The sequence below is a fragment of the Peribacillus sp. YIM B13482 genome (assembly GCF_042787975.1).
GTDB lineage: Bacteria > Bacillota > Bacilli > Bacillales > DSM-1321 > Peribacillus > Peribacillus simplex_A.
This window is the reverse complement of sequence record NZ_JBHZPF010000029.1, coordinates 1-14148: the sequence shown is the minus strand read 5'-3', so window position 1 is coordinate 14148 and position 14148 is coordinate 1. Positions and strand designations below refer to the sequence as shown.

Genomic DNA, 14148 nt, shown 5'->3' with positions numbered 1-14148 from the left:
ATACATGCTTATAGGGAGGTATTATGGAACTATCTTTATTATTGGAGTATGGCTGGGTTTTAATTATTTTAATTTTTTTAGAAGGTTTATTATCTGCTGATAATGCATTGGTTTTAGCCATTATGTCGAAGCATTTACCAAAAGAACAGCAAAAAAAAGCAATAAATATTGGATTACTTTTAGCTTTTATATTCAGGATTGGTGCAATTTTCACGATTTCCTACCTTTTCCACGTTTGGCAGGTCCAGGCGATTGGTGCTGCGTATTTGATTTTCATCTCTTTAAAACATTTACTAAAAAAGGACCACGGGGAAAAAGAAAAAAAAGTGAAAAGCTACCGTATGACCGTTGCGCAAATTGCATTAGCTGATATTGCCTTTGCCATTGATTCCATTTTAGCTGCAGTCGCTCTAGTCATTGCCTTGCCAGATACCCCCATGGGCGATATTGGAGGTATGGATGGGGCTAAATTCATTGTTATATTAATAGGAGCAATTGCAGGCTTAATCGTCATTCGGTTTGCTGCAGGTTACTTCGTTAAGATATTGACAGATCGACCTAGCCTCGAAACAGCAGCAATGTTAATCGTAGGTTGGGTAGGGGTTAAGTTATTAATGCATACTCTTGCTCATCCTTTCGTGCACATTATTCCCCATGATTTTGTTGAAGGGCCCATTTGGAATATAATCTTTTGGACAGTCATGCTTCTTATTGCTTTGGGTGGATGGTTTTTATCTGGAAAGACAGAAAAAAACGATGAAGCAAAATGAGTAACGTTGTCTGAATAATTGTTCATTTAACTCACTTATTTTCAATAAAAGGAGTTCCTTATAGTTAAATTTTGTTTACTGTTATGTTTACTTAATAAGGATTAAAGACCGACTTCAAAATTTCGGTCTGTTTTTTCTTTGTTAAAAAGTCTGTAAAACTAAATGACTTGTAACAAAAAATGCCTCTGAACTACTTGATATCGCAAAGCCAATGATAAATGCAGTTGATTCAGCTGAGCTTATTAAAACGGGAGGTGACGAATAATATGCTCGCTTAATTGCAATAGTTTGGCTATTTTTTACTGTTATATCACTCCGTCAGCAAATGGATTCAAGCTCCGTCAATTGTAGGTCGATATCAAAATCTTCCTAAAATAAAGGTTCTTTTATATTGAGGGATGACTGAGATTTCCTTTTCTTTTCTGCCACATTTTTCTGTTTATAAAATCATTAAAAGAAAATTTCTTCGTTTTTTTTTACACTGGCAAACCATTCGGCATGTATGTTGTTATGGTGATTGATTATTTGAGAAGCGTTTAAAATGTTAGAATCACATGTACTATGACCATCCTCTGCGAGAATAACTTCATAACCTTGGCTAAATGCTCGACGACAAGTAGCATCTACACATATTTCCGATTGAATTCCCGTAATGATAATTCGACTTATTTTTCTGGTTACTAATTGTTGCTGTAAATCCGTTTGTTGAAATGAATCAGGATAATCCTTTTCAATTATAACGTCTTCTTTTAAAAGAGGGAGCGACGGATGAATTTCCCATCCAGGATTTCCTTTGTAATTAAGGGTTCCTGCTTTACCATTGTGTTTCGTGAAAAAAATAGGGGCCTGCTCAATTCGGGCCTTTGAAATGAGGAATTGAATATTTTTTAATAATTCATCATTTTTATATATAAGTTTATCCGAAAATGATCCTATTTGAAGGTCAATTATAAGTAATGCAGTATTTTTCCCGTTCACACTCATCCCCCGTTCATTCTTGATTTCCACTTAAGTAGGGTTTTCTAGAATTGCCATCTGATGGTTTTATGATATTTTATGTAAGGAACATCTTCAATTTAGTATTCCCTTTAAAAAGTATTTTTTGCGAAAAAGATATGAATGGATTGTTCAAGCTTCTAATGATTAGGGTCCTAGCACCATTTCACGTAAAACCAATTGACGGGTGCTTTACCGCAGATTTCTTAACTTGTACATATTCGGCATTTTAACACTACCCAAATAAGGGGAGCTTTCACTTGAATTTGAATGTATGATTATGTAAAATTTCATACATTAATAACAGAATCTTGAGGCTTGAACATGCTCAATTTGTATTAAATTTTTAATTAATTTTTGAAGTTCTTCATTCATTTAACTCCTATAGTCTATTATATAAAAAAATTAAAGTAAGGTATCCCGTATCCATAAATTCCTAAAAATGTTTTAATCATAATAAGCTATACTGCCCTGCCTTTTTATCCATTGATGGATAAAGGAGGGTTCTTTAGTTTTCCTAAAGTATAGTTTTAGATATTTCCGTGTATTCTATAAAAATAATCCAATTTTCATTGAATTTTCATTTATACTGACAATATATTTTCCATTCAAAAGACTAGGGGTACTATACGATGAGTTCAAAACGGAATACAAGAAAAAACAATCACTTTTTATCCAGCCATATTCCAAATCCAAAAGAACTAAGAATCATCATTATCTGTTTAACCATAACCATTTTTTTATTTTTCATAGGACTTTTACTTATTTCCCTTAATCATCAGCAGCTAATGATGCAAGATTACAAACATTTTAAGATAATCGTAAAACAATTTGGGTCGATTTCAAGAATTTTATATTTTGCCGTTTTTGCTATCTATCCTGTTTTTCTTTTATTAAAGTGGAAACGTTTGAAAACGATAAAGTGGAGGAACTTTCAAATAAAAAGTTTCCTCCAGTTTCTCGGAAAGTTAGTAAGAAAATGGCATGTTCCCCTTGCGTTAGCATCTACTGGAGTCGTTTTTCTTCATGGATATTTGGCGATCATTAGAGGATTTAAATGGGACTTTACGCATATCACGGGAATTCTCGCTATTTTTCTTTTGATTTTCCTCCTATTTATGGGGCTTAGACGATTCAAAAGAAAAGATAAAAAATGGCACTTTAAACTGGCTATTGGGTTTCTTATTTTATTTATGATTCATGCGTCTTTTTAATTGGATGATAAACATTACTAAAAGGAGCAGCGTCAGAAAAATGCGGATTTACAACGCTAAGAAAATTCAAATATGGCAACGGGTCTATTGATGTTTCACCTGTTCGCAGCGTTTGTGGAATTTGATCGTAATTTGATTGAGGAACGCTCGGCTGCAGGATGTTCTGCTGCAAGATTGCGTGGACGTCTTGAAAAGTTTGGACCGAGGATATTGACATGATGAAATCGTTCATTGAAAGTGACACACCGATTTATAGCTATTTAGAAAAAAAGTAAATCGGAAAAGTGTGGCTTTGAAACAAAGTTTGATCAAGTTAATACAAGAAACCTTGATAAATGAATAAATAGAAAGGAGATGTTTTGAAAAAAGATTGATCTTTTTCGTACCTTAATGAACTAGCGCATCTGTTAGTTTAAGTAGAAACCTTCACAATATCCCTATCTGAACATAAAACAAAAAAAGACACTTAATATTTTTCTCACTATTTCTTCGGACTGTGACATGACTTCTTTCATTTTTACATTAAATACTTAAATAAATGACAAATAATACCCTCAAAAGGTTTAACTAGTAAACGTAATGTTTATTATATTTAATATGAGAAGTGAAAAAAAGGAAGGCGAATTGTTTGGCTATAATTAATATTGACCAATTGCTATTAGATACTGAAGAAATTGCCGAGGAGTCAATTCCATTCCATCTCGATACATTTGACATTGATCAATTATTAGATAAAACGGATAATTGGTAAAGAAAAGCATGCCAAAGTGAAGTGAACAAGTTAGATGCGCTAAACCCCAAAATAGTATTTAAACGAAAGTGAAAACCATTTTGTGATTTTCATTTTCGTTTTTGTATGTTTAGGTCATAAAATCCGAGTACATCAATAATAAATATAGGGTTCAAACTTGACAAATCATTTCCAAATAAACCCAATGGGAAAGGTCGTAACTAATACACTCTCTATTTCATTGGGATCATATGGAAAAACCTTATTTTTTGTTATTGATAGGCTTTATATTGCCCAATCTATGTTTTATTCTTAGGCAGCAAGGCCCATTATCTTGTGAATTTTAAAGGAAGGCTTTTCACTCCAAAAACAAACGGACTTGGAATCGCCTCCAACTTAGTCCCTTTTACATCTTCCAATTTGGAAAATGTACTTAATAGAGTCACGAGAGCTACTTCAGCTTCCAGACGTGCAAGTGGGGCCCCTAAACAAAAATGAATACCAAACCCGAAACTCAAATGAGGATTTAACTTTCTTTCTAACGTAAACCGGTTAGGCTCTGCAAATTTTTGTTCATCCCGGTTTGCCGAAACTACCCAGCAAATCACTTGTTCCCCTTTTTGGATTGTTTTGCCTCCAACTTTGACATGTTCCTTTGCAATACGGCCAATTGCCTGTATTGGAGGATAAAAGCGTAATGTTTCTTCTACCAATTTTGGTATTAAAGGCAGATTTGTCCTAGCTTGTTCTTGTATTTTTTTATCTTCTGTCATATAGCGTACGGCATTTGTAATTAAATTAGTTGTTGTTTCATTCCCCGCAACTAATAATAAAACACAGAAAGATAGTAACTCTTCTTCTGTTAATTTCTCCCCATCAATTTTTGCCTCTATTAATAGCGAAATTAAATCTTCTTCAGGATTATTTTTTCTCTCTTTAATTATTTTTTTGAAATATTCTTTAAGAAACTCGTTTCCTTCCTTGCGTTTTTGTGTCATTCTTTGGAAGGCTTCACTAGAATTGTCTTTGGCCCCTTCCACGAGAACATCGGAATAAGTTTTAAAAAGATCTCGATCCTTAGTAGGGATCCCCAATAATTCGGCAATTATTATGACAGGCAACGGACCAGCAAGATCATGAACGAGATCCATAGTTCCCTTCTCTTTAACTTGATCGAGGAGATAAAGTGTCACTTCTTCGATTTTATTTGTTAAATCCTTTACTGCTTTAGGAGTGAAGGCCTTGTTCACTAAGTTTCTCATTTTCGTATGTCTAGGAGGATCCATTGTCAAAATGCTTCCTTGCAAAGTTCCAGAACCTCGTTCCGATGAAAACAGTTTTGGATTTTTTAGAATATAATGAACGTCTTCATATCGAAACACATCCCAGCAACTTCGAGACTCGTCATACCTTACAGGACTTTTTTGCCGTAAATCATTAAAGATAGGAAATGGAAATAATTGATCTGCGTTCGAATCAATTTCTCTCATGGGGATAAGATTAGCATACTGCTCCACTGCACTCGTTGACTTCTGTTCTTGTGTCATGGAATCTCTCCTTATATTGTCTAATATTTATACAGAAAATAGTCATGAACCGGTTCATTCTTCTAAGATAACAAACTTGTAATTCGGTTTCAATTGACATAAAATGAAATATTTTTCAATAAGAAGAAAGTAATAATTCGGGAAACCTGATGTTTGATCCACAGCCTAAAGAAAAACCTCTTTTAAGTTGCTTAGCTCATCGTTTAAGATCATACCAGACCCAAAGTCACTAAAAAACTCCAAGGATATACCCCAAATTCCTGCATATAATTTTATATTGAAATTAATTGAGACAGATGGGAGGAAGATGGTTACGAATGATATCAGAAAAATGATTCATTACTATTTCACAAAAATGCAAGAAACGAATCACCCTTATTTTTGGTACTGTTTGGCTGAGACTCAAGTAAGAGCCGGATTAACGAACGAAGCACTGCAAACGATTGATAACGCGTTGTCGTTTCCAAATCCTTATCCTTCAAAGCAGGAACTGCTAGAAATGCAATTGAGCCTCCAATCTGTTCTTTCAAGAGAATTGAACATGAACAGAACAACCAAAGTGACTGAAAAGCGAGGCGATATTGATGGGGACGGGATAATGGACAATGTTTTTCTTACCGCAAACAAAACCCCTGATAGCCCATTTTGGAGGAATTTAACTTTGGTTTTCCAAAATGGGAGAACTAACCAAAATGAACAAATCCCCATAAAAAATAACTCTGGATACAATCCGACCCTTATACTTGGTGATTTCACGGCTAAGAAGGGGGATGACATATTAGTGGTCATTGATACAGGAGGGAGCGGTGGTACTATTTATGCGTATGTATTTTCTTATATTAATGGTCAACTTATGCATATTTTTAATTCTGATTCATTCAATGAAACATATAAGTACGATGTGACTTATGAAAATCAATACAAAGTAATGGTGAACAGTTATTACCTGAAGGAAAAGTACATTCTTGACCTTACGAATAAGGATAAGGGATATTTATCTGAAATTTATAACAAGTATGGTGTTTTGAAGGCACCGATAGAAGGATGGGTCAATCCTTTATCTGGTTTATATCCGGTTGATTTTAATAGGGACGGCATATTTGAGCTAGAAGCGTATCAGAGGATAGCCGGGAGGTACAATGCCGACTCACTCGGATTTGTACAGACTGTATTGAAATGGAACGGGCGAGAGTTTGGTCCTGACCGTCAGAATGTGGCTATCTTTGGAGGGGAAATATAGCAGCATTGAGGAAAAGAAGGCTGTGAACAAGGTACGGGACGAAAACTTGCCCAAAGGTACAGAAAGTGAAAAAAATATAAAGAAATAATAAAATGAGCGGAAAAATTTCTAGGCGTTATCACATGTTTCATGCAGAAACGGTACGGGAGTTATCATCTAACAAATCATTATACCCCTTAATTTGCGCGGCTTTTTTCACTATTGTTTTTTGTCTACTGCTGAAGTTTTTACCAGAAGCAACTAGGAGGTTCTGCGTGTGTGTGGCCAATACAAAGGCCTATTGAGGATTAAAAAGTAAATCATGGTGTATTTAAATAGAAAGCAACACTATAAAAGAAGATTAAGCTTAATAAGCGAAATGGGAAAAAAGCAGACGTTATCTGAGATTTATAAAGTACCTATATAAAAAAGAATTATTGGATTTCTCCAATAATTCTTTTTTATTATTGTTATGATTATTGTCTCAGTTATTGTTGCGATAGTCCACTTTAATCATTATGGTCATCGTTTTTATCATCGTCATCTCGTTCACTATCTTTATCATCAAGAGAAGGTAGACCAGATAAATAACCTGCATTCCCTGGATTTTGAGAACCGACCATTAGATATGTGAACCCATTTAAATTATCAAGTGCCTGTATACCTGTCACTTCTCCACCGTCAGGGGCTGAGATAATGCGAGAAAGTTTCTTTGTATCCACATTATAAGCCCAGCCATAGTTATTGTGATGTTTCCCGCCATCCTCGGCAATAAATAATGTTCTCATTCTTTCAGAAAATACGATATTATCAGGGTTTGAGATTTTTTCGGAATCTGCCGTATTCCCTGCGGCATCCTTAGAAGAAAGATCTTTTCCTGTGATTAAACCAGCCATCTCATTGGCTACGTATCTACTTTTAATCGTATTTCCATTCTGGTCTTTTTGTCCCTCGGCAAGCGAAAGTTCATATATCCCGCCAGAACTAATTTTAGGAACCTGAATGTCATCCACTTGATCAGATGGATTAGCCTCCATCCCGCCAGCTATAGTAGACATAGTCATATAGATCTTGTTATCTGCCTTGTTTAATTCAACGGTTTCCATTTTGTTGAACTCTGAAGTCGCACCGAGCAATGCACCATAACGACGAGATTCCAAGAAAGCTGCGGCCTTTTCCATGCCAGGCTTCAACTTTAGCCATTCATCTCTTCCACCCGCTTTTACTCGTTTAAATCCATTCGCTTTTGCAAATTCTACATCATTTGTAGCTTCAAACATATCGCTGAATTTCAGCTTGTGAGCAAGTTTTTTAATTTCTGAATCAGTTCCATGACCTAATTTAAGCCATTTTAAATCAGCGGAACCACCATTTTCTTGTCCCGTTTGAATCCATTTTGCTGCGTACAGCGTTCCGGCAGACAGGTCTTTTTCTTTATCTGCTATATACATGAAAGCCATAGTGTAAGCACCATCATCACCGAAGTAAACGGTACGGTTATCTGGAGCCACTTTAACGTTTTCAGATGAAAGTCGTCCCATGCTGAAATGTTTCACAGCCGTGGATTTTCCTCCAGGATGAACGGTTACCTCCGGTGTATGACCGTATAGATAGGGATTACCTATGACTGTTTTATCGTTATAATAGTTAAGGGCAAATTGAGTCACTACAGAATTTTCAGGATTTGCTTCATGTGACCTAGCATCGGGCTCATATTCTTCGCTGCCTAGATGGGTGTTCCAAGGAGATAGAGAACCTGCACAAGGGGTCCAGATTCCACCGTCTGCTGAAAAATCAATCGGCTTTGTATCTGTTACAGTCAGTTCCCCAGTCTTTTTATTCTGCTTTAGAGTATTTAACATCATTGATTTTGGCATATTACCAGTCTCATTTGAAGGCATTGCCTCATAATGGTTCACCATATACAATTTACCTTTTACGCTTATGACCGTATTGCTGTCAGGTGCAGTGGAAATATAGGGGGTGCCTTCAGGACTCTTAATCATATTGCCTTTTGCATCATAGGCAGCACCGGCAATGCCATTTTTAAATTCATCCCCAGGTTGGAACAGTGATTTGTATTCAAGAGGTAGCATCTTTTGGGAACCATTAGTGTAGGTCACCTTAACTGATGCTTCACTGTACATCTTTGAGCGTTGGTCTTGCGTAACAGGCGCATTCATCCCAATAAACTCGACTTTATGTACTGAAACTTGTTTATCTGGTTGAGCGAATACATTTGTAGTGGATGGCAATAAAACAGTTAGGCTCAAGAGTGGTGCGACTATTTTTCCTTTTTTCATTTCAGTAACCTCCGTGTTTAGTTCAAATTGATAACCTTGTCTCCCATAGTAGACTACGCATGTAAAGTGAATGCATAGGAAATGTAAAGTAATCCCCATAAAACTATTAAAAGTTTTTTTGACTAACAATATTAACCCTTTAGGCATTTTCTGAAATGGACTTGTTTCCCTGTGCTAAAGGAAAACAAATAGCAGATATCTTTAAAATAAAATTACTTGTGTTCCAGCAATACAGACTTTTTAAAGCCAAGAAGTCCGTAGTATCAGCCCCATTTTTTATCGTTTACTAGTTCAAGATGTTGTAGGTATTACTGTCGGATGAACCCTATAAAGATTTTGTTTATTTTTAAAAAAACCTCGTTAGAATATAAAATGTTTTGGTCATCCCCAAATAGCTATATACTTACTATTTCGTAATTAGCAGGATTTATTGTTTAGATTTACATTCATTACTGAAACGTTTTGGACGAAATAAAGATCTTCACGAATGGAATGTCATCACGAAAAACATTCAAGCAGACATCGTGTGATGGATATGCCTTTGTTGGACACGACTCAGTTTTGATACATTCATTACTGTTTTGGTTTTGCCAGATTCTTAAACGGATGACGGAAGAAGAGGGGATAGAATTCAAAAATGTCAGCGTGTAGGAATGGATGTGGGTCTATGATTTATGGAAAGCAGGAAAGAATGACAGCAAATGAAAATCCTTTAACTTACTATGCCACTTTACAGCAAGTTGGGAATTTTATTGAAGTTCTCACGTATCCATGATACCTTCAGTTTATAGGGAATGGTTGGGAGGAATAGGTTTTGAACACAAAGGCATTTTTATTGGCATTTATTACAGTTATTATTTGGGGATCTACATTCGCTGCTATTCGTGCAGGCTTGCATGGCGGGTATTCAGCTGGCCATTTGGTGCTTGTTCGTTATTTAATAGCATCAGGGGTTTTTGTCCTTTATGCTCTATGGCCTGGGGTGAAATTTCAACTCCCGAAAAAAGGGGATATGTTAAGGATATCGATTCTCTCATTAATTGGTATTAGTATTTACCACATCGGGGTGACATTCGGGGAACTAACCGTTTCGGCGGGAACCGCTGGAATGCTGATTGGTTCAGCACCTGTTTTCATCGCGATCATTGCTGCAATCGTTTTAAAAGAACACCTTGGTTTATTGGGATGGATTGGTTTAGGCATTGGATTCATAGGAATCACCTTAATAACATTAGGTACTGCAGGCCCATCATTAAATATATCTGAAGGAGCATTTTTAGTGCTGATGTCTGCTGTTGCTTCTGCGGTGTTTTTTGTTTTCCAAAAGCCGCTGTTTAGCCGCTATAATCCGATTGAATTGACAGCTTATTTCACATGGATCGGTACGATACCCTTTTTCATATTCTTTCCTGGGCTCTTTCAAGAAATTCATCAAGCTACACTGGAAGGTCACTTATCAGCGATTTTTGTTGGTATTTTCCCTGCGGCCATCGGTTATGTTACATGGGCAATGGCACTCTCGCTAGGAAAAGCCAGTTCCGTTTCTAGTCTGTTATACATTGAACCTGTTATTGCCATTTTCGTCGCCTGGGTTTGGCTGCAAGAGGTGCCAAGTACTCTTTCAGTCATTGGCGGCGTGATTGCTATTTTCGGAGTCCTTGTTGTCAATTTGTTCGGAAAGTATCAATCAGTGATGAAAAAAGCTGCATGAAAATTCATGGTTTATTCTAACTCAGGAATACCCCAGCCCTTATTTGTTTTATTATGACATCCTGGGGCAAGTTCGTAATTACATTGGGATTTATTGTATCTGGGAAACCAGGTTATCTACTGACTACTTTTTACATTTGAGGGCGACTTTGATTAAGTCCGCGTAACCATGTAGCGAATCATAACTTTCATTCAAATAAACTAAAACAAAGAATGTCGCTCGAATCCCTGATAAGGTGCTGGCTAAAAGACTATAAAAGTAAAAAGATATTTCATCAATAAGACTAAAAGGGGATAGGAATGATCTATATTGCAAGAACTCAAAGGGTGCTATTAGGATATTTAATGTCAAGTATAATCCTTCCTCACATCATTAAAAAAGATTTCTCCATGGGATTCATAAGTTACATTCAATTTGCAATATTGGTTTTTCTTCTCGCAGCATTCTTCATTCATTATGAATTTATCATGGAGAATGATTGTTTATCTTACCAAATGAAATTTTGGACAAAGCCAATCTATAAAAAAGTAATCTACCCTGAACAAATCATCCAGTTGAAATTCACAACTGTCGGATGGGCAACCAAAGGTGTTATTATCCGTTTGAAAAAAGGGCTAAATATTCGGATTTTTGGTTTTAATCCAGATGAGGTCTTAAAGGATATACTGAATTACGGTAAAGAAAAAAATATATCAATTACTAAATCTAAATATTATCTGGTTTTGGAAAAAAATGATGAAATAAGCATGACGATTAAAATTAGTAGAAAAAAAGGCTCCAAATAAAGGAATCCCCCTAGGTTGATGATATAGCTTGGTTACACCTAGGGGAGTGGGTTTTTTCTTCATCTTAGTTAAATTAATTAAAGGTAAATCTATTTTTAAAGTCCCAATTCAATTTAAATGAATTATTTTCGCCAGTTAAAAATTTATAATCGATATAAGATTTTTCTTTCTTAGACATTTCATCGACAAATGGGGAAAAAGTACGGAATATCAGTACTTTTTTCTTTTCATCAAATTCTACAAGTCGTAGCCAGCCATTTCCCCCTCGATAATTCGTTTGGTAATTGACTAGCATTTGAATGACATCATTTCCTGCTGAGTTTTGTTTGACCTGATGTGCTATTCCAAAATAATGTCCATTTACCGTCATGAACACTTGATTGTGGTCCTTAACAAGTTCCCTCCAAATCAGTCGGCCATTGGAAGACTCGGCGGCAATGGTTTTATCATCTTTAACTTTAGGGTAAATAATATCATGTGAGACGAGGATCGTCGGTTTATCTTTATGTTGATCTAGAACCTGTTTTGACCATTCCAAGTCCTTATGCAGACTTTTCATATCCACTATTAAGATTAAGTATTCATAACTTCCTGCTTTAGCCATTGCATAAGAGCTATATCCAGACGGAGAAGACCCCTTATAGTATTTTTTATTAACAAAACGCTTCGGCCCATAATGTGTTAAGAAAGGATCTCCTTTAGCATAGTCATGATTTCCGGCCGCTATCATATATGGAACTTCATTTTTATCCATATGGGAAATGGCTCCAAGGGAATTCTGCCATTGTTCTTCTAAATCATTATCCACTATGTCCCCAACAAATGTATTCATAATGATATTGTTCTTTTTAGTGTTTTTGGAAATCCAGTTCATTTGGCTATTGAAAATCTCGGGATTTTGGCTTGAATATTTCTGGACATCTGGAACAAAAAGAAAATTATAATTCTTTCTATTCGTTAGAAAAGGTAACGCTTTGTTTGATCCTTCGAATGGTTTATCATCGCGAGCATCCTGCACAATCCATTCTTTTTCAGTCAAAGCCTTATTAGCAATACGTATTTCTTGGATATTCCCCCCGAATAGTCCACCCAGCTTATTTCCCCATTCAGATGCTCCGATGTTCCAGCCTTTACCTTTTAATGCTGCAATTCCTATGACCTTTTCTGATTTTCCGTAATCACTTACGCCATTCAAAGTTAAAGTAGTCGTGTAACTATCATTAACGACCGCCAAATGGTACCACTCATCAGGATTTAAAGCTCGGGACCAATTGCTTACATTATAATTTAAATTAGATGGATGGCTTGTCCAATGTATTTTTTGATCACTGGATATAGTTAATGCCGAAAGGATTTTCTTCTCGCCTTCCAATTTATTAAGATCGGCAGCCTGTCCTTGTCTGGAAAAGAGACCCATGCCGCTCTTGGATTCCCTTGGCAACTTAAAAACCGCTTCAATGGTAAAACCTTTATCGAATTTCTCAGAATTTATTGGTGCATCCTTTTTGGTTTTGAAATATCTTCCTGAAGGCGCGTTCTCGTAATTTGCGAATTTCATGCTTCCCCCTTCTTGTTGATCATAATAATCTTCTTTAGACCATTGAATCATATTTTTCAATTCAGGCGAGGCAGGATCACCTATCGTCACTAACTTTAAATCATTTCCTTGTTTGCTTGTATCTTCTAAAATTAAATTACCTTTATCGATTGAACCGCTTTTAACATGTTGTTTTGTGAATTTCCAATTTGCCACGATACCGCTACGATCATTTTTAGAAGCGGGATTAAAAGAATCGGCCGACTTAGCTATACCAGGAACAATCATAAATAAGAGTGAGAGACCTATAAAAGCTTTTTTCATTCTCATAAAACATTCACCCCATTAAATATTGATTAAGCGATTTTATGAATAACCGTTATTCATTTATTCTTTATTTACTACCTGGATAATTTGTCGAAAACTAAGCCTAGGCAGGGAGATTCTTATAAGCTGCAATATGGATATAGTTTGCTTATCTTCTTGATAACTTATTAAGGATGAGTAAAAAAGACTTATTCCTGCAAAACACATTAGGAGGTAAGGTCTAATGCGTTTGATTTACCTTGTTGAAGGAACGCTTTAATCATAAAATTACATGTTATGGTTTGATTGAATCTGAACCTCTGATGGGAAGGTAAATAAACAAGCATTTGAAAGTATAAGGACAATGATTCATCAAGAAAAATGAGGTGAATGAAATGGTAAGAAGGAGAAGATAGCCTACTGAAATTGACGTAGTATTAGGAGGCTATCTTGATTTATAGGAGATGTATGAAAAGTGAAACAAAACAAAAATGTTGATGCAATTTTTTTTGCGTATGAGACGACTTTGACATTTAACCTTCACTTCTCGCAAAGAGCAAACTTGGTATGTAGATGAACAAGAAAATCATCTGTTTTGGCCAGTTGGGAACTATCGATCTGAAGGTATGCGTGAAAAAACCTTCTTGACTGAAAATTCCGACATATATAAATGACTTGATTGGTGCAGGTTTCAGCATAAGAGCAGTAAAGGGACCGATGCCCTGATGAAATGTTAAGAAGTGTTCTTGAAATGAAAGATAAAAATCGGAGGCCAATGTTCTAAATGATTTCAGCAGTAACAGAAATTGATTTATAAATGATTGAATCAAGTAAATGGTATAAAAAGGCGTTTCTACAAAAGTAGAACGCCTCAGACTGTAGACAAACTCGATGAAAATCGAGTTTGTCTATTTTTTATGAGTTGTACAATTTGGCCGTTGATTGGAACGTAGGGCACTCGCTTTCCGCGGGCGGTCGGGGAGCCTCCTCGGCTTTCGCCTGCGGGGTCTCCCCTAGACGCGCTTTTCCC

9 protein-coding genes and 2 pseudogenes are annotated in these 14148 nt (G+C 36.0%); 7 read left to right on the top strand and 4 right to left on the bottom strand.

What is annotated here, in order from left to right:
* Window positions 1–23 precede the first annotated feature (23 nt).
* Complete coding sequence (locus ACFX4L_RS14825) at window positions 24–770, top strand: TerC family protein (RefSeq protein ID WP_377405530.1); 747 nt, start codon at window positions 24–26, stop codon at window positions 768–770.
* A gap of 450 nt (window positions 771–1220) precedes the next feature.
* Here ACFX4L_RS14825 and ACFX4L_RS14820 read toward each other — a convergent pair whose 3' ends face one another.
* A complete protein-coding gene (locus ACFX4L_RS14820) occupies window positions 1221–1748 on the bottom strand; it encodes a cysteine hydrolase family protein (protein ID WP_377386915.1) in 528 nt (175 codons plus the stop codon).
* Between the two features lie 650 nt (window positions 1749–2398).
* Between ACFX4L_RS14820 and ACFX4L_RS14815 the strand changes: the two genes are divergently transcribed.
* The gene (locus ACFX4L_RS14815; protein WP_284471123.1) at window positions 2399–2980 is read left to right on the top strand and encodes a hypothetical protein; all 582 of its coding nucleotides are present in this window, start codon (window positions 2399–2401) and stop codon (window positions 2978–2980) included.
* 75 nt (window positions 2981–3055) lie between these two features.
* A pseudogene (locus tag ACFX4L_RS14810) lies at window positions 3056–3255 on the top strand (recombinase family protein); the annotation flags it as partial.
* 784 nt (window positions 3256–4039) lie between these two features.
* Here ACFX4L_RS14810 and ACFX4L_RS14805 read toward each other — a convergent pair.
* The gene (locus ACFX4L_RS14805; protein WP_377386918.1) at window positions 4040–5257 is read right to left on the bottom strand and encodes a cytochrome P450; all 1218 of its coding nucleotides are present in this window, start codon (window positions 5255–5257) and stop codon (window positions 4040–4042) included.
* A gap of 499 nt (window positions 5258–5756) precedes the next feature.
* Between ACFX4L_RS14805 and ACFX4L_RS14800 the strand changes: the two genes are divergently transcribed.
* Entirely contained in the window at window positions 5757–6497 is a 741-nt protein-coding gene (locus tag ACFX4L_RS14800; RefSeq protein ID WP_377405548.1) for a VCBS repeat-containing protein, read from the top strand.
* 488 nt (window positions 6498–6985) lie between these two features.
* Here the strand turns inward: ACFX4L_RS14800 and ACFX4L_RS14795 are convergent, their stop codons facing one another.
* On the bottom strand, window positions 6986–8779 hold the full coding sequence (locus ACFX4L_RS14795; protein WP_377386921.1) for a PhoX family protein: 1794 nt from the start codon (window positions 8777–8779) through the stop codon (window positions 6986–6988).
* 416 nt (window positions 8780–9195) lie between these two features.
* Here ACFX4L_RS14795 and ACFX4L_RS14790 point away from each other — a divergent pair.
* From ACFX4L_RS14790 to ACFX4L_RS14780, 3 genes and pseudogenes are all read left to right on the top strand, one after another.
* Window positions 9196–9447 (top strand): annotated as a pseudogene (locus ACFX4L_RS14790) (recombinase family protein); the annotation flags it as partial.
* A 146-nt stretch (window positions 9448–9593) separates the two neighbouring features.
* Complete coding sequence (locus ACFX4L_RS14785; protein ID WP_377405528.1) at window positions 9594–10490, top strand: DMT family transporter; 897 nt, start codon at window positions 9594–9596, stop codon at window positions 10488–10490.
* Window positions 10491–10789: 299 nt separating this feature from the next.
* Window positions 10790–11275: a hypothetical protein gene (locus tag ACFX4L_RS14780; protein WP_377405526.1), complete on the top strand. Its 486-nt coding sequence runs from the start codon at window positions 10790–10792 to the stop codon at window positions 11273–11275.
* Window positions 11276–11348: 73 nt separating this feature from the next.
* On the opposite strand, the gene ACFX4L_RS14775 is transcribed toward ACFX4L_RS14780, so the two are convergent.
* A complete protein-coding gene (locus tag ACFX4L_RS14775) occupies window positions 11349–13142 on the bottom strand; it encodes a laminin G domain-containing metallophosphoesterase family protein (RefSeq protein WP_377405524.1) in 1794 nt (597 codons plus the stop codon).
* Window positions 13143–14148 lie beyond the last annotated feature (1006 nt).